16 protein-coding genes are annotated in these 15,355 nt (G+C 70.1%); 9 read left to right on the top strand and 7 right to left on the bottom strand.

Annotation, left to right across the window (positions count from 1 at the left end):
* The first annotated feature begins 64 nt into the window (after positions 1-64).
* Positions 65-463: a hypothetical protein gene (locus ACWFR4_RS26650; RefSeq protein ID WP_453459292.1), complete on the top strand. Its 399-nt coding sequence runs from the start codon at positions 65-67 to the stop codon at positions 461-463.
* A 237-nt stretch (positions 464-700) separates the two neighbouring features.
* Positions 701-1,426, top strand: coding sequence for a helix-turn-helix transcriptional regulator (locus tag ACWFR4_RS26655; protein WP_453459289.1), 726 nt, complete (start codon positions 701-703; stop codon positions 1,424-1,426).
* 22 nt (positions 1,427-1,448) lie between these two features.
* Here ACWFR4_RS26655 and ACWFR4_RS26660 read toward each other — a convergent pair whose 3' ends face one another.
* Together ACWFR4_RS26660 and ACWFR4_RS26665 are read right to left on the bottom strand one after the other, a co-directional pair.
* Positions 1,449-1,727: a hypothetical protein gene (locus tag ACWFR4_RS26660; RefSeq protein ID WP_453459286.1), complete on the bottom strand. Its 279-nt coding sequence runs from the start codon at positions 1,725-1,727 to the stop codon at positions 1,449-1,451.
* An 18-nt stretch (positions 1,728-1,745) separates the two neighbouring features.
* Positions 1,746-3,428 (bottom strand): sodium:solute symporter family protein, encoded by a 1,683-nt coding sequence (locus ACWFR4_RS26665; protein WP_453459283.1) that lies wholly within the window; start codon positions 3,426-3,428, stop codon positions 1,746-1,748.
* A gap of 211 nt (positions 3,429-3,639) precedes the next feature.
* On the opposite strand from ACWFR4_RS26665, the gene galT reads away from it, so the two are divergent.
* Genes galT through galK form a run of 3 tightly spaced genes read left to right on the top strand, consistent with a single transcriptional unit; the run spans position 3,640 to position 6,839 of the window.
* Positions 3,640-4,701, top strand: a complete 1,062-nt coding sequence (galT, locus tag ACWFR4_RS26670; RefSeq protein WP_453654907.1) for a galactose-1-phosphate uridylyltransferase — start codon at positions 3,640-3,642, stop codon at positions 4,699-4,701.
* On the top strand, positions 4,698-5,663 hold the full coding sequence (gene galE, locus ACWFR4_RS26675; protein WP_453654909.1) for a UDP-glucose 4-epimerase GalE: 966 nt from the start codon (positions 4,698-4,700) through the stop codon (positions 5,661-5,663). The genes galT and galE overlap by 4 nt, the downstream gene beginning before the upstream one ends.
* A gap of 3 nt (positions 5,664-5,666) precedes the next feature.
* Positions 5,667-6,839, top strand: a complete 1,173-nt coding sequence (gene galK / locus ACWFR4_RS26680) for a galactokinase (protein WP_453654911.1) — start codon at positions 5,667-5,669, stop codon at positions 6,837-6,839.
* A gap of 36 nt (positions 6,840-6,875) precedes the next feature.
* Here the strand turns inward: galK and ACWFR4_RS26685 are convergent, their stop codons facing one another.
* Complete coding sequence (locus tag ACWFR4_RS26685) at positions 6,876-7,331, bottom strand: GNAT family N-acetyltransferase (protein WP_453654913.1); 456 nt, start codon at positions 7,329-7,331, stop codon at positions 6,876-6,878.
* Between the two features lie 267 nt (positions 7,332-7,598).
* Here ACWFR4_RS26685 and ACWFR4_RS26690 point away from each other — a divergent pair, with 267 nt between their 5' ends.
* Positions 7,599-8,348, top strand: a complete 750-nt coding sequence (locus tag ACWFR4_RS26690) for a LuxR C-terminal-related transcriptional regulator (protein WP_405480561.1) — start codon at positions 7,599-7,601, stop codon at positions 8,346-8,348.
* A 25-nt stretch (positions 8,349-8,373) separates the two neighbouring features.
* On the opposite strand, the gene ACWFR4_RS26695 is transcribed toward ACWFR4_RS26690, so the two are convergent.
* The gene (locus ACWFR4_RS26695; RefSeq protein WP_100596154.1) at positions 8,374-8,871 is read right to left on the bottom strand and encodes a MarR family winged helix-turn-helix transcriptional regulator; all 498 of its coding nucleotides are present in this window, start codon (positions 8,869-8,871) and stop codon (positions 8,374-8,376) included.
* Between the two features lie 89 nt (positions 8,872-8,960).
* Between ACWFR4_RS26695 and ACWFR4_RS26700 the strand changes: the two genes are divergently transcribed.
* A complete protein-coding gene (locus ACWFR4_RS26700) occupies positions 8,961-9,752 on the top strand; it encodes a trans-aconitate 2-methyltransferase (protein ID WP_453654915.1) in 792 nt (263 codons plus the stop codon).
* Positions 9,752-10,126, top strand: coding sequence for a VOC family protein (locus tag ACWFR4_RS26705; protein WP_453459275.1), 375 nt, complete (start codon positions 9,752-9,754; stop codon positions 10,124-10,126). Before ACWFR4_RS26700 ends, ACWFR4_RS26705 begins: the two co-directional genes overlap by 1 nt.
* Here the strand turns inward: ACWFR4_RS26705 and ACWFR4_RS26710 are convergent.
* On the bottom strand, positions 10,123-10,806 hold the full coding sequence (locus ACWFR4_RS26710; protein ID WP_266671375.1) for a TetR/AcrR family transcriptional regulator: 684 nt from the start codon (positions 10,804-10,806) through the stop codon (positions 10,123-10,125). The two genes, ACWFR4_RS26705 and ACWFR4_RS26710, sit on opposite strands and share 4 nt — an antisense overlap.
* The gene (locus ACWFR4_RS26715) at positions 10,803-11,798 is read right to left on the bottom strand and encodes an acyl-CoA desaturase (RefSeq protein WP_405480566.1); all 996 of its coding nucleotides are present in this window, start codon (positions 11,796-11,798) and stop codon (positions 10,803-10,805) included. The genes ACWFR4_RS26710 and ACWFR4_RS26715 overlap by 4 nt, the downstream gene beginning before the upstream one ends.
* 274 nt (positions 11,799-12,072) lie before the next feature.
* On the opposite strand from ACWFR4_RS26715, the gene ppc reads away from it, so the two are divergent.
* Positions 12,073-14,811 (top strand): phosphoenolpyruvate carboxylase, encoded by a 2,739-nt coding sequence (ppc, locus tag ACWFR4_RS26720; RefSeq protein ID WP_453654917.1) that lies wholly within the window; start codon positions 12,073-12,075, stop codon positions 14,809-14,811.
* A gap of 31 nt (positions 14,812-14,842) precedes the next feature.
* On the opposite strand, the gene ACWFR4_RS26725 is transcribed toward ppc, so the two are convergent.
* The gene (locus ACWFR4_RS26725; RefSeq protein WP_453654919.1) at positions 14,843-15,298 is read right to left on the bottom strand and encodes a hypothetical protein; all 456 of its coding nucleotides are present in this window, start codon (positions 15,296-15,298) and stop codon (positions 14,843-14,845) included.
* Positions 15,299-15,355: the final 57 nt, after the last annotated feature.

The following is a 15,355-nucleotide window of genomic DNA, read 5'->3' on the forward strand; positions in this document are numbered from 1 at the left end:
CTGACAGGATGATGTTGTCGAACAGTAGAACGATAGAGGGGGAAGAGCCTTGAGGCTTGGGCGCATGACGGCAGTGGTGGCTGGTGCAACCGCCTTGTGGATGGCGGCCGCAGGGCCCGCGTCAGCCGAGACGGCGTGGGCAACCGCCACCGTGGGAGGGGCAAAGGCCGTTCTCCAGGTGGATTTCACCAAGCTGACGCGCGGTGACATGACACTGCACACCTATGACACCGCGGCAGACGGGGCCCACGCCATAGCGCGGATCAAGGCTATCAACGTCAACGGTGGCGCGATCATTGGTGCCTGGCACACGGCGTCGGGCGACGGCGCCGAGGACGTGTACAGCACGTACGCGAGCGACAGCGCGGGCATCAAGTACGTTCAGGTAGAGGTGTGCCGAGTGGACAACACGACGGTAGAGGACTGCCAGTGGTCCCAGGAGTCGATCAACCCCTACTGGTAAGGCTCCGTGCCTTCGGCGACGGCCCCGCACCCTCACAGGGTGCGGGGCCGTCGGCATATGCGCCGCCCGCCGGGAGATTCCGGCATTCCGGGTCACTTCTCATCAGTAGGGGAAGCGCAACGCCGAACGAGCGTGTAGCTTCCGGGAGATGGAGGAGGTCGGGGAGTCGGGGGGCTTTCCGCACCAAGGGGGTTCTGGGGGTCCCACGGGATCCCACGGGATGTGGGGGATGGCTCTATGGGTGTGCGGCTCATGGTGGTCGACGACCATCGACTGCTCGCCGAGGCGCTCGCCTCGGCTCTCAAGCTGCGCGGGCACCGGGTGCTCGCGGCGGCCGCGCCTGCCGCGGGAGCGGCCGAGCTGGTGATATCGAGGGCGCCCGAGGTCTGCCTCATCGGTACGGCGACGCCCGCGGAGCCGGGCATCTTCGATCCGATCGTGCGCATCAAGCGGGAGCGCCCGCAGGTGGCGGTGGTCGTCCTCGGGCCCGTGCCGTCACCGCGCGGGATCGCGGCGGCGTTCGCGGCCGGCGCCTCCGGCTACGTACGGCACGACGAGCGGATCGAGGGGGTCGAACGTGCCCTGATGAAGGCGCGGGCGGGAGAGGCGGCCGTGGCGCCGCAGCTGCTGCAAGGGGCCTTCAGCGAGCTGCTCAATCCGGCCGCGCAGCCCGACGACGAGGGGCAGCGGCTCCTGCAGATGCTGACACCGCGCGAGGTCGAGGTCCTGGTGCGGGTCGCGGACGGCGAGGACACCCGGCTGATCGCGGCCGGCATGGGCATCGCCCCGAGCACGGCCCGTACGCATGTGCAGCGGGTCCTGATGAAGCTGGGGGTCGGCTCGCGGCTGGAGGCGGCGGCGCTGGCCGCGCGCACGGGGCTCCTCGACCGGGCGGGGCCGGTGCAGGTGCCGGTGACGGACCACCCGGACATGCCACAGGGGCCGGAGTCACCTGTGTGGTGAACTCCGGCCCCTGGCACGCTGGTTACTCGGCGGCGTCGGGCGTCGGCGGGGCCGTCGGCCGCAGCTTCAGCCACACCAGGAAGAACAGCCCGAGGGCGAGCATGCCGAGGCCCGTCCACAGGTTGATGTTGATGTTCTCGGCCTTCTTCAGGTCCGCGTCGGACGCCGTGATGCCGGCGATCGTGACGATGACCCCGTAGACCGCGAACAGTCCGCCGATGATGCGCCGGATGTCGAAGAGCCGCGCCGCGGTCGCGGACTTGCGCTCCAACTCGGTGACTTCGTTCCGGAGTTCAGACATGGTTGATCGCGCCTCCGATCAGAGGGAGAAGGGGACGTAGCACAGTGCGGCGAGGGCGATCGCGCCCCAGCCGAGCAGCGCGGGCTTGCGGTACCAGGCGTCGTCGCCCTCGGCGGGCGGCTCCTCCAGGCCGGGCGCTGTCGTCCCGTACACGAGGCCCGCGAGCTCGGCCTCCGGCTTGGGCGCGGTGAACAGGGTGACGACGACCATGACCACCGCACCGGCGACGAAGCCGACGATCGCGGACACGAAGTTGGCGCCCTGGTCGGTCGGGATGTCGATGACGCCCTGCTTGTAGATCCAGAAGTAGTTGACCATCGCGGCGGTGGTGCCCGCGAGCAGGCCCCACACGCCGGACTTCACCGAGGCGCGCTTCCAGAACATGCCGATGATGAAGACGACGAACATCGGGACGTTGAAGAACGAGAACAGCGTCTGGAGGTAGCCCATGATGTTCGAGAACGACGAGGCGATGAACGCCGTGCCGATCGACGCGAGAACACCGACGGCCGTGATGAGGCGGCCGAACTTCAGGTAGTACGCGTCGGGCTTGCCGGTCTTCACGTACTTGGCCCAGATGTCGTACGTGAACACGGTGTTGAAGGACGACACGTTCGCCGCCATGCCCGCCATGAAGGCGGCGAGCAGACCGGTCACCGCGATGCCGAGCACGCCGTTGGGCAGCAGCTCCTGCATCAGGTAGGGGATCGCGTCGTTGTACGTCAGGCCCGAGCCGGCCATGCCGATCTTCGGGACGAGGACGGCGGCGACCATGCCCGGGATCATCACCAGGAAGACGATGAAGATCTTCGGGAACGCGGCGATGAGCGGGGTGCGCTGGGCGGCGGAGAGGTTCTTCGCGGACAGGGCACGCTGCACCTCGGCGAAGTTCGTCGTCCAGTAGCCGAAGGAGAGCACGAAGCCCAGGCCGAGGATGATCGTCAGCCAGTTCGCGCCGAGCGGGTTGGCCTCACCGATGCCCGTACCGCCCCAGGCGGAGAGGAAGTTGTCGCCGTGCGCGCTCTTCAGGGAGTCGGTCATGCCGCCCCATCCGCCGACCCGCTTGAGGCCGATGATGCAGAGGGGGATGAGCGCGGCGAGGATCACGAAGAACTGGAGGACCTCGTTGTAGATCGCCGAGGAGAGTCCGCCGATGGTGATGTACGCGAGCACGAACAGACCGGCGACGACGATCGCCAGCCACTGCGGCCAGCCGAGCAGCGCCTCCACGACGATCGACAGGGCGTACAGGTTCACGCCCGCGATCAGGATCGCCGCGAAGGCGAAGAGTATGGAGCTCAGCAGGTGCGCGCTCTTGTCGAACCGCTGGAGCAGGTACTCGGGGACCGAGCGCACCTTGGACCGGTAGTAGAAGGGCATCATCACGAGGCCCAGGAAGACCATCGCCGGGATGGCGCCGATCCAGTACCAGTGGACGACCGAGACGCCGTACTGCGCGCCGGTCGCCGCCATCCCGAGGATCTCGGTGGCGCCGAGGTTGGCCGCGACGAACGCCAGACCGGTCACCCAGGCGGGCAGGGAGCGGCCCGAGAGGAAGAAGTCGAGGCTGGTCTTCACGGAGCGCCGGGCGGCGAACCCGATGCCGAGGACCACGGCGAAGTAGATCGCCAGGATCGCGTAGTCGAGGCCGTTGGTGGGCAGCCGGAGCCCCGCGGCCAGGGTTTGTGTGGGGGACAGCATGGAGAACTCGCTTCGTTGCGCGAACTGATCAGACCGGAACCTACGCTTCTATGTTCAATAAATGAACACTTCTGCTGAGGTTCTTTGTTTGATTGTGATGCGAGTGACACGCCATACACCGGAGGATGCGTCCGCGGCCTTGACCATCTCGTTGAACCATGCTTTGTTATGTTTGATTATGTTGAGTTGATGCGAATGAGGAGCATCGGACGTGAAGAAGACGTCGACCCGGCTCGCCGACGGTCGCGAGCTCATCTACTACGACTCGCGTGACGACGTCGTGCGGGATGCGGTGGACCGGCGTCCGCTGGACCCCGTCGCCTCCTCCTCGCAGATCCGCCGCGACCCCCTCCTCGGGGACAGCGTCGCCATCGCCTCGCACCGTCAGGGCCGCACCTACCACCCGCCGGCCGACGAGTGCCCCCTGTGCCCGTCCGAGGGTGACCGGCTCAGCGAGATCCCCGACTCCTCGTACGACGTGGCGGTCTTCGAGAACCGCTTCCCCTCGCTCGCCGGGGACGCCGGGCGCTGCGAGGTCGTCTGCTTCACCTCCAACCACACGTCGTCCTTCGCCGACCTCACCGAGGAACAGGCCGGGCTCGTCCTGGAGGCCTGGACCGACCGCACCGCCGAGCTGTCCCACCTGGACTCCGTGGAGCAGGTGTTCTGCTTCGAGAACCGCGGCGCCGAGATCGGCGTCACCCTCGGCCACCCGCACGGCCAGATCTACGGCTACCCGTTCACCACCCCGCGCACCGCCCTCATGCTGCGCTCGCTCGCCGAGCACAAGGAGCAGACCGGCGGCCGCAACCTCTTCGACGACGTACTCGCCGAGGAGCGCACCGGCGAGCGGGTCGTCCTCGAGGGCGACCACTGGGTGGCCTTCGTCCCGTACGCGGCCCACTGGCCCTACGAGGTGCACCTCTACCCCAAGCGCCGCGTGCCCGACCTGCTCGCCCTCGACGACGGCGCGCGCACAGAGTTCCCCCAGGTTTATCTGGAACTCTTGAGGCGCTTCGACCGGCTCTTCGGAACGGGGGAGTCCCCGACGCCGTACATCGCCGCCTGGCACCAGGCGCCGTTCGGCACCCTGGACGACTTCTCCGGCGTCCAGCGGGACGACTTCGCGCTTCACCTCGAGCTTTTCACTATCCGCCGCACTTCCGGCAAGCTGAAGTTTCTCGCGGGTTCCGAATCCGGCATGAGCGTGTTCATCAACGACGTGCCGCCGGAGACCGCGGCCGAGAGACTGCGAGAGGTAGCGAGTACATGAGCGGGAAGTACCTGGTCACCGGTGGTGCGGGATATGTGGGCAGCGTGGTCGCGCAGCACCTGGTCGAGGCGGGGCACGACGTCACCGTCCTCGACAACCTCTCGACCGGCTTCCGTGAGGGCGTACCCGCCGGGGTGACGTTCATCGAGGGCGACATCCGTGACGCCGCCAAGTGGCTCGACCCGTCCTTCGACGCCGTCCTGCACTTCGCCGCGTTCTCCCAGGTCGGCGAGTCCGTCGTGAAGCCCGAGAAGTACTGGGACAACAACGTCGGCGGCACCATGGCGCTGCTCGCCGCGATGCGCTCGGCGGACGTCCGCAAACTCGTCTTCTCCTCCACCGCGGCGACGTACGGGGAGCCCGTCAGCACCCCCATCACCGAGGCCGACCCCACCGCCCCCACCTCTCCCTACGGCGCCTCCAAGCTCGCCGTCGACCACATGATCACCGGGGAGGCGGCCGCGCACGGCCTGGCCGCCGTGTCGCTGCGCTACTTCAACGTGGCGGGCGCCTACGGCAACTGCGGCGAGCGCCACGACCCCGAGTCGCACCTCATCCCGCTCGTCCTCCAGGTCGCCCAGGGCCGGCGCGACGCGATCTCCGTCTACGGCGACGACTACCCGACGCCCGACGGCACGTGCGTGCGCGACTACATCCACGTCGCCGACCTCGCCGAGGCCCACCTGCTCGCCCTGGACGCCGCCCGCCCCGCCGAGCACCTCATCTGCAACCTCGGCAACGGCAACGGCTTCTCCGTGCGCGAGGTCATCGAGACCGTCCGCCAGGTGACCGGCCACCCGATCCCCGAGGTCACCGCCCCGCGCCGAGGCGGCGACCCCGCCGTCCTCGTCGCCTCTGCCGCCACCGCGCGCGAGCGCCTCGGCTGGAACCCGTCCCGCGCGGACCTCGCGGGAATCGTCGCCGACGCCTGGGCCTTCGCCCAGGCACGCCAGGAGGGGTAAGTCATGTCCGTCGCCTCGCAGTTCAGCGATCTGTACGGATACGAGCCCGAGGGGGTCTGGGCCGCGCCCGGACGCGTGAACCTCATCGGCGAGTACACCGACTTCAACGAGGGCTTCGTGATGCCGCTCGCGCTGCCGCACACCGCGGTGGCCGCCGTCGCGCGCCGCACCGACGGCGTCCTGCGGCTGCACTCCGCGGACATCGACGCGCCGATCGCCGAACTGCGGGCCGACGAACTGACCCCGCTCTCCGAGTTCGGGCAGGGCGGCTGGGCCGCGTACCTGGCGGGCGTCGTATGGGCGCTGCGCGAGGCCGGGCACACCGTCACCGGCGCCGACATCCACCTCGCGTCGACCGTGCCGACCGGCGCGGGCCTGTCCTCGTCGGCCGCACTCGAGGTCGTCACGGCGCTCGCGCTCAACGACCTGTTCGAACTGGGGCTCACCGGGCCCGAGCTGGCGCGGATCGCGCAGCGTGCGGAGAACGACTTCGTGCGCGTGCCCTGCGGGATCATGGACCAGATGGCGTCGGCGTGCGCCACCGAGGGGCACGCCCTGCACCTGGACTGCCGCGACCTGTCCGTCCGCCAGGTCCCCTTCGACCTGGCCGCCCACGGCCTCCAGCTCCTCGTGGTCGACACGCGCGTCAAGCACGAGCTCGGCGACGGCGCGTACGCGGAGCGCCGCGCGGGCTGCGAAGAGGGCGCCCGCGCGCTCGGCGTCTCCCACCTGCGCGACGTGTCGTACGCCGAACTGCCCGAAGCGCTCGCCAAGTTGGCGGACCTCACCGACGAGCGGGTCGTGCGCTACGTCCGCCACATCGTCTGCGACGACCACCGCGTCGAGCGGGTCATCGAGCTCCTGGACGCAGGCGACGTACGGGCGATCGGCCCGGTCCTCACCGAGGGCCACGTCTCGCTCCGCGACGACCTGCGCATTTCCTGCGCCGAGCTGGACCTGGTCGTCGACACCGCGAACGCGGCGGGCGCGCTCGGCGCCCGGATGACAGGCGGCGGCTTCGGCGGCTCGGCGATCGTCCTGGTGGAGGAGCCGGACGCGGACGCGGTGACGAAGTCGATCGCAGAGGCGTTCGCCGCGGCGGGCTGCACGGTGCCACGAGTCTTCCCGGCGGTCCCGTCAGCAGGAGCCCGCAAACTCACCCCAGCCGCTTCGTAAGCGTGAACTCCCTGACCCCCGGCGGACGGCCGGGGATCAGCCGAGCCGCTTGGTGAGCGTGAACTCCTTGATTCCCGGCGGGTAGTCGGGGATCACGCAGACGAGTTCGTAGCCGTGCTGGCGGTAGAAGCCGGGCGCCTGGAAGTCCCAGGTCTCCACGCGGGCGCCGCGGCAGGCGCGGTCCTCGTGGGCGATGCGTTCCGCCTCTGTGAGGAGGCGGGAGCCCAGGCCCTTCGTGCGGTGGCGGTCGTCGACCCAGAGCAGGTTCACATGGAGCCAGGTCGCCCAGGTGTGTCCGTCCAGGCCGCCGGCGATCTCGCCGCTCTCGTCCAACGCCCAGACCTGGAGCGGAACTTCGCGGTCCTCGGGTGTTCCGCGCAGCGACCTGAGCTCCGCCGACGCCGCGGTATTCGCCTCACGCAGCCGGAAGTGAAGAAGATCGCGCCGCTGTTTGTCGACTTCTGTCTCAATACGAAACATACGCCTCACCATAAACGCGCAGGCCAATCAGTTCTGCAAATTGCCTTCCGCTCCTGGCCCGCGGCCCTACTCTGAGGGGCAGCACCGGTGGGGGCCGGTGCTGATCAGGGGGCGAGACAGCCGGGTACGACGCCTGGAGCGGGGGTAGCGGTACCAGCACGGCGGCGGCCGTGCGACCGCGATGACCTGCCTCTTCGGGCGCCGTACCCGTGCCGGACAGCCTCCCGGCGCCGGGGAATCCCCTGCTCCGCGAGGAGCTTGGGGGAGGGGGTTATACACGTGGTTCGCATCCGAGTCCTGGTCGTCGACGACCACCGCATCTTCGCCGAGTCGCTCGCCGCGGCTCTCGCGGCCGAGCCCGACGTGGACGTGTCCGCGGCCGGCAGCGGCCCCGCCGCACTGCGCTGCATGGACCGCGCGGCGGCGGAAGGGCGCCGTTTCGACGTCCTCCTCGTGGACGCCGACCTGGGGGCGGCCCTGCACGGCCCGCGCCCGGCGACGGTCGTGCCCGACGCGGCGCCCGGCCAGGACGGCCTGGTCGACGGCATCTCCCTGGTGGCGGGCGTCCGTTCGGGCCAGCCCACCGTCCGGACGGTGGTCCTCGCCGAGAAGGACGACCCCCGCCGCGCGGCCCTCGCGCTCCAGGCGGGCGCCTCCGGCTGGGTCGCCAAGGACTGCTCGCTCTCACGGCTGCTCACGGTCATCCGGGGCGTCCTGCGCGACGAGACGCATCTGCCGCCCGCCCTGCTCACGAGCGTCCTGCGGGAGCTGACCGCGGCCCGCAAGCACCGCACCGATTCGGAGCGCCTGGTGGAGTCCCTGACGCCGCGTGAGCGCGAGGTGCTGCGCTGCATGGTCGCGGGCCTCGGCCGCAAGGCGGTCGCCGAGCGCCTCTTCCTGTCCCCGCACACGGTCCGTACGCACATGCAGAACGTGCTGGGCAAGCTCGGGGTGCACTCCACGCTCGCGGCGGTGGCTCTGGCGCGCAGGGCCGGGGTCGGGCCCGCGGACCTGGAAGCGGCGTCGTAGGAACGGGGCCCGTACGACCGGGGCCCTAGCCGGGGATGTTGTCGAACGGCGCGGTCAACTGCCGTAGCAGGCCCGCTAGTTCACCGCGCTGGGTGCGGGACAGCTCCGCGAGGATCGCCCGCTCCTGCGCGAGGAGGCCGGCGAGTGCCTGGTCGGCGCGGTCCTGCCCCTCGGTGGTCAGCCGGACGAGGACGCCCCGCCGGTCACTCGGGTCGGGGAGGCGCTCGACGAGACCCTTCTTGGCGAGCCGGTCGATACGGTTCGTCATCGTGCCGGAGGTGACGAGGGTCTGGGTGAGGAGCTGTCCGGGGGAGAGCTGGTAGGGGGCGCCGGCCCGCCGCAGGGACGTCAGTACGTCGAACTCCCACGGCTCCAACTGGTGCTCGGCGAACGCCAGGCGCCGGGCCCGGTCGAGATGACGCGCCAGCCTGCTGACCCGACTGAGCACCTCGAGGGGCTCCACGTCGAGGTCAGGGCGCTCTCGACGCCACGCTGCGACCAGCCGGTCGACCTCGTCCTCCATGACGATCAGTCTAGTGGGTCCCTCGACATGAAGTCTCTTGAATTCAACTATCTTGACATCGAGATAAATTCGGGAGGATCCTGGCCGTCATGAGCGCACCCACCTGGGACCCCCAGCAGTATCTGCGGCACGCGGACCACCGCACACGCCCTTTCGCCGATCTCCTCGCCCGCGTCCAGGGCGACCCGGCGAGGATCGCCGACCTCGGCTGCGGCGCCGGCAACGTCACCGCCCTGCTCGCCGAGCGCTGGCCGAAGGCCAGGATCACCGGCTACGACAACTCCCCGCAGATGCTGCAGAAGGCCGCCGCCCACGCTACCGATCTGCTCGACTTCGCCGCCGCCGACGCGGCCACCTGGACCCCCGGCGAGCCCTTCGACCTGATCGTCTCCAACGCCCTGCTCCAGTGGGTCCCCGGCCACACCGGCCGCTTCCCCGACTGGCTCGCCGGCCTCACCCCCGGCGGCACGTTCGCCTTCCAGGTCCCCGGCAACTTCGACGCCCCCAGCCACGTCCTGATGCGTGAACTCGCACAGTCGGCGCGGTGGCGGGACCGGCTCGGTGACACACTGCGCCACGCGGACGCCGTCCGCACCCCGGAGCAGTACCTGAACGAGCTCACCGGGCTCGGCTGCTACGCGGACGTCTGGGAGACGACGTATCTGCATCTCCTCCAGGGCGAGGACCCCGTCCTCGACTGGGTCAAGGGCACGGGCCTGCGCCCCGTCCTGACCGCCCTCGCGGACGACCCGGGGGCCACCGACGCATTCCTGACCGACTACCGCGCCCTGCTCCGCACCGCCTACCCCGCGGCACCCCACGGCACGGTCTTCCCCTTCCGCCGCCTCTTCGCGGTGGCCCGCAAGCCGGCCGACGCCTGATGCTCCGGGCCCTGGACCACGTACAGCTCGCCGCCCCCGCGGGATCGGAGGACGTGCTGCGCCGGTTCTACGGGGACGCGCTCGGCATGACGCAGACGCCGAAGCCCCCGGCGCTCGCGGCGCGCGGGGGCTGCTGGTTCGAAGCGGGCCAGGTGCGGCTGCACCTGGGAATCGAGCGGGACTTCCGGCCGGCCCGCAAGGCCCACCCGGGGCTACGGGTCACGGGGATCGAGGCGTACGCGGCGCGGCTCGCGGCGCACGGTGTGCGGATCACCTGGGACGGGGACCTGCCGGGCCACCGCCGGTTCTACGCCGACGACCCGGTGGGCAACCGGCTCGAATTCCTCGAACCGGTCACCCCCGGCCCGTCCTAGCTCTTGCGCCGCCCGATCAGATGCGGGTTCGCCTCCATGCCGTCCAGGCCGTGCCACGCCAGATTGACCAGGTGCGCGGCGACCTCGGCCTTCTCCGGCTTACGGGCGTCCAGCCACCACTGTCCGGTCAGGGCGACCATGCCGACCAGCGCCTGCGCGTACAGCGGCGCCAGCTTCGGGTCGAAACCGCGGTTCTTGAACTCGCGGCCCAGGATGTCCTCGACCTGCGTCGCGATGTCGGAGATCAGCGAGGCGAACGAGCCCGTGGACTGCGGGATGGGGGAGTCGCGGACCAGGATGCGGAAGCCGTCCGTGTACTCCTCGATGTAGTCGAGGAGCGCGAAGGCGGCCTGCTCGCACAGTTCGCGCGGATGCCCGGCCGTCAGCGAGCCGGTCACCATGTCGAGGAGCTGACGCATCTCACGGTCCACGACAACCGCGTACAGGCCCTCCTTGCCGCCGAAGTGCTCGTACACCACCGGCTTGGAGACCCCGGCCTTCGCCGCGATCTCCTCCACCGACGTGCCCTCGAAGCCCTTCGCGGCGAAGAGGGTGCGACCGATCTCGAGCAGTTGCTGGCGGCGTTCCGCACCGGTCATCCGGGTGCGGCGCGCGCGCCGGGGCTTGTCGTTGCCGGCTGGGCTCGCAGTGTTCGGATCGGTCGCCACGTGTTCCATCATGCCGCGTCAGCGGCCTGCGGCTTGCGGCGGGAGTCGATCCGCTCCTTCGACGGCCAGCGCACGTCATGCGCCCAGCCCAGCTGCTCGAACCAGCGGATCAGCCGTGCGGACGAGTCCACCTGGCCGCGCATGACACCGTGTCGCGCCGACGTCGGGTCCGCGTGGTGCAGGTTGTGCCACGACTCGCCGCACGACAGGACCGCCAGCCACCACACGTTGCCGGACTTGTCACGCGACTTGAACGGGCGCTTGCCCACCGCGTGACAGATCGAGTTGATCGACCACGTGACGTGGTGCAGCAGCGCCACCCGCACCAGCGAGCCCCAGAAGAACCCGGTGAACGCGCCCCACCACGACATCGTCGCAAGGCCGCCGATCAGCGCCGGCAGAGCCAGCGAGAGCATCGTCCAGAAAATGAACTGACGCGAGATCGCCCTTATGGCGGGATCGTTCACCAGATCGGGTGCGTACTTCTCCTGCGGCGTCTGCTCCTCATCGAACATCCAGCCGATATGCGCCCACCACAAGCCCTTCATCAGCGCGGGCAGCGTCTCGCCGAAACGCCACGGCGAGTGCGGGTCACCCTCCGCGTCGGAGAACTTGTGGTGCTTGCGGTGATCCGCCACCCAGCGGACGAGAGGACCCTCGACCGCCATCGAGCCGGCGACGGCCAGCGCGATCCGCAGCGGCCGCTTCGCCTTGAAGGAACCGTGCGTGAAATACCGGTGGAAGCCGATCGTGATGCCGTGGCAGCCCAGGTAGTAGAAGAACACCATGAGGCCGAGGTCGAGCCAGCTCACGCCCCAGCCCCAGGCCAGCGGCACCGCCGCGACCAGCGCCAGGAACGGGACGGTGATGAAGAGCAGCAGCGCGAGCTGCTCCAGCGAACGCTTCTGCTCACCGCCGAGCGTGGCGGAGGGCAGCGGAGCGCCGGTCGAGTCACTCGACGACGCCTCCGGGGCGTCATCGATCAGATCGGGGCTTGGTGTCATGGGGCGTCCCCTGTGGGGTCGAGGGTCGAGAACGGGGATGTGGTGCCGGGGAGTGGTACGGAGGACTTCTACTACGCGTCCGTAACCTACGGCGTCGTAAGTATGGCAGCGCGCAGGCCAGCGGCAAGAGGCCCGGAAACGGCCCGACCGGGCGGACACCTATCCTTGGAAACGGTCGGACAGCGCGGTCCGCTCTGTATCTCCACCCGGGACTCATACCCGGATCCCGGGTTTTCCTCCCAGACGTGCTTCAACACTGCAAGGAGCCGCACCTGTGAGCAGTGCCGACGACCAGAGCCGTGAGGCCACTTCCAGCGCCGAGCTGCGCGCCGACATCCGCCGACTCGGCGACCTCCTCGGCGAGACGCTCGTACGCCAGGAGGGCCCCGAGCTCCTCGAACTGGTCGAGAAGGTCCGCCGCCTCACGCGGGAGGACGGCGAGGCCGCCGCCCGCCTGCTCGGCGAGACGGAACTGGAGACCGCGGCCAAGCTGGTCCGCGCCTTCTCGACGTACTTCCATCTGGCGAACGTGACCGAGCAGGTGCACCGCGGCCGCGAGCTGCGCGCCCGCCGCGCCGCCGAGGGCAGCCTCCTCGCCCGCACCGCCGACCGCCTCAAGGACGCCGACGCCGACCACCTGCGCCAAACGGTCCGGCACCTGAACGTACGGCCGGTGTTCACCGCCCACCCGACCGAGGCCGCCCGGCGCTCCGTCCTCAACAAGCTGCGCCGCGTCGCCGAGCTCCTCGAGACCCCCGTCATCGAGGCCGACCGCCGCCGCTACGACACCCGCCTCGCCGAGAACATCGACCTGGTGTGGCAGACCGACGAACTGCGCGTCGTGCGGCCCGAGCCCACCGACGAGGCGCGCAACGCGATCTACTACCTCGACGAGCTGCACGCCGGCGCCGTCGGTGACGTCCTCGAGGACCTCACCGCCGAGCTGGAGCGCGTCGGCGTCACCCTGCCCGCCGCCACCCGCCCCCTCACCTTCGGCACCTGGATCGGCGGCGACCGCGACGGCAACCCGAACGTCACCCCCGCCGTCACCTGGGACGTCCTGATCCTCCAGCACGAGCACGGCATCAACGACGCCCTGGAGCTCATCGACGAGCTGCGCGGCTTCCTGTCGAACTCGATCCGCTACACCGGCGCCACCGAGGAACTCATCGCCTCCCTCCAGAACGACCTGGAGCGTCTCCCGGAGATCAGCCCCCGCTACAAGCGGCTCAACTCCGAGGAGCCCTACCGGCTCAAGGCCACCTGCATCCGGCAGAAGCTGGAGAACACCAAGGAGCGCCTCGCCAGGGGCACCGCGCACGTGGACGGCCGCGACTACCTCGGCACCGGTGAACTCCTCCAGGACCTCACGCTCATCCAGACGTCCCTGCGCGAGCACCGCGGCGCCCTGTTCGCCGACGGCCGGATGAACCGCACCATCCGCACGCTCGCCGCGTTCGGCCTCCAGCTCGCCACCATGGACGTACGCGAGCACGCCGACGCCCACCACCACGCCCTCGGCCAGCTCTTCGACCGGCTCGGCGAGGAGTCCTGGCGCTACGCCGACATGCCCCGCGAGTACCGCCAGAAGCTCCTCGCCAAGGAACTCAGGTCCCGCAGGCCCCTCGCCCCCTCGCCCGCACCCCTCGACGCCGCCGGCGAGAAGACCCTCGGCGTCTTCCACACCGTCAAGCGCGCCCTCGACGTCTTCGGACCCGAGGTCATCGAGTCGTACATCATCTCGATGTGCCAGGGCGCCGACGACGTGTTCGCCGCCGCCGTCCTCGCCCGCGAGGCCGGACTCGTCGACCTGCACGGCGGCTGGGCCAAGATCGGCATCGTGCCGCTCCTGGAGACCACCGACGAGCTGCGCGCCGCCGACGTCATCCTCGACGAGATGCTCGCCGACCCGTCCTACCGGCGCCTCGTCGCCCTGCGCGGCGACGTCCAGGAAGTCATGCTCGGCTACTCGGACTCCTCCAAGTTCGGCGGCATCACCACCTCCCAGTGGGAGATCCACCGCGCCCAGCGCCGGCTGCGCGACGTCGCCCACCGCTACGGCGTGCGCCTGCGCCTCTTCCACGGCCGCGGCGGCACCGTCGGCCGCGGCGGCGGCCCCTCGCACGACGCGATCCTCGCCCAGCCGTGGGGCACCCTCGAGGGCGAGATCAAGGTGACCGAGCAGGGCGAGGTCATCTCCGACAAGTACCTCGTGCCGTCCCTGGCCCGCGAGAACCTCGAACTGACCGTGGCCGCCACCCTCCAGGCATCCGCGCTGCACACCGCGCCCCGCCAGTCCGACGAGGCTCTCGCCCGCTGGGACGCGGCCATGGACGTCGTCTCCGACGCCGCGCACGCCGCGTACCGCAAGCTGGTCGAGGACCCGGACCTGCCGACGTACTTCCTCGCCTCCACGCCGGTCGACCAGCTCGCCGATCTGCACCTCGGCTCCCGGCCCTCCCGCCGCCCCGGCTCGGGCGTCTCGCTCGACGGCCTGCGCGCCATCCCCTGGGTGTTCGGCTGGACCCAGTCGCGGCAGATCGTGCCCGGCTGGTTCGGCGTCGGCTCCGGACTCAAGGCGCTGCGCGAGGCCGGTCTCGGCACCGTGCTCGACGAGATGAGCGAGCAGTGGCACTTCTTCCGCAACTTCCTGTCGAACGTCGAGATGACACTCGCCAAGACGGACCTGCGGATCGCCCGGCACTACGTCGACACGCTCGTCCCCGACGAGCTCAAGCACGTCTTCGCCGACATCGAGGCGGAGCACGAGCTGACCGTACGAGAGGTGCTCCGCATCACCGGCGGCCAGGAACTCCTGGACACACAGCCGGTGCTCCAGCAGACCTTCTCGATCCGCGACGCCTACCTGGACCCGATCTCGTACCTCCAGGTGGCCCTGCTCAAGCGCCAGCGTGACGACGCGGCCGCCGGCGCCGAGCCGGACCCGCTGCTCGGGCGGGCGCTCCTGCTCACCGTGAACGGAGTGGCGGCGGGCCTGCGCAACACGGGCTGATCACTCCGACCGGCCGATGGACGACGGCAGTTCACCAGGTGAGCGTCGCGAACGCGACACTCAGCAACGCGACCCCGGTGGCTGCCGTCACCCATGCCCAGCGCGTCAGACGCAGCCCGCCCGCGATCACCACGGCGGCCAGCAGCAGCGCACCGCCCAGCGGGACCCACGCGTGGAAGAACCCCGCAGCCCCCGTGCGCACCACCTCGCCCGTGCCGGGCTTCACCACCACCGGGATGCGCGCGCCCTTCTTCTCCGCGATCGACCGGTCGATGACGACACGGTCGCGGGGCTGCGAACCCGGCGACAGGGGCGCGTAAGGGCCGGTGCACACGTCGTCGGTGCACCGGGTCACCGTCATCGTGCCGCGCTCACGGCCCTTGGTGAGCATCACGTGCTGCGCCGACGCCCAGGACGCCCGGACGCCCGCGATCAGGATCAGCAGCGCCACGACCGTCATCGCGGCCCGCCGGGTGTACGAGAGCATGGCGGCGATCCTTGGCCATGGCCCCGCGAAGAGTCAAGAAGAGCCGGCAGGACCCGG

The sequence above is a fragment of the Streptomyces sp. NPDC055140 genome, from assembly GCF_053607285.1.

Excerpts from the sequence above, each read along its gene's own strand:
- ACWFR4_RS26685 (WP_453654913.1), bottom strand. The coding sequence starts at position 7,331 with ATGGTGAGGCGTATGTTTCGTATTGAGACAGAAGTCGACAAACAGCGG.
- ACWFR4_RS26715 (WP_405480566.1), bottom strand. The coding sequence starts at position 11,798 with ATGACACCAAGCCCCGATCTGATCGATGACGCCCCGGAGGCGTCGTCG.
- ACWFR4_RS26705 (WP_453459275.1), top strand. The coding sequence starts at position 9,752 with ATGCTCCGGGCCCTGGACCACGTACAGCTCGCCGCCCCCGCGGGATCG.
- ACWFR4_RS26660 (WP_453459286.1), bottom strand. The coding sequence starts at position 1,727 with ATGTCTGAACTCCGGAACGAAGTCACCGAGTTGGAGCGCAAGTCCGCG.
- ACWFR4_RS26710 (WP_266671375.1), bottom strand. The coding sequence starts at position 10,806 with ATGATGGAACACGTGGCGACCGATCCGAACACTGCGAGCCCAGCCGGC.
- ACWFR4_RS26650 (WP_453459292.1), top strand. The coding sequence starts at position 65 with ATGACGGCAGTGGTGGCTGGTGCAACCGCCTTGTGGATGGCGGCCGCA.
- ACWFR4_RS26655 (WP_453459289.1), top strand. The coding sequence starts at position 701 with ATGGGTGTGCGGCTCATGGTGGTCGACGACCATCGACTGCTCGCCGAG.
- ACWFR4_RS26695 (WP_100596154.1), bottom strand. The coding sequence starts at position 8,871 with ATGGAGGACGAGGTCGACCGGCTGGTCGCAGCGTGGCGTCGAGAGCGC.
- galK (WP_453654911.1), top strand. The coding sequence starts at position 5,667 with ATGTCCGTCGCCTCGCAGTTCAGCGATCTGTACGGATACGAGCCCGAG.
- ACWFR4_RS26700 (WP_453654915.1), top strand. The coding sequence starts at position 8,961 with ATGAGCGCACCCACCTGGGACCCCCAGCAGTATCTGCGGCACGCGGAC.
- ACWFR4_RS26725 (WP_453654919.1), bottom strand. The coding sequence starts at position 15,298 with ATGCTCTCGTACACCCGGCGGGCCGCGATGACGGTCGTGGCGCTGCTG.
- ACWFR4_RS26665 (WP_453459283.1), bottom strand. The coding sequence starts at position 3,428 with ATGCTGTCCCCCACACAAACCCTGGCCGCGGGGCTCCGGCTGCCCACC.
- galE (WP_453654909.1), top strand. The coding sequence starts at position 4,698 with ATGAGCGGGAAGTACCTGGTCACCGGTGGTGCGGGATATGTGGGCAGC.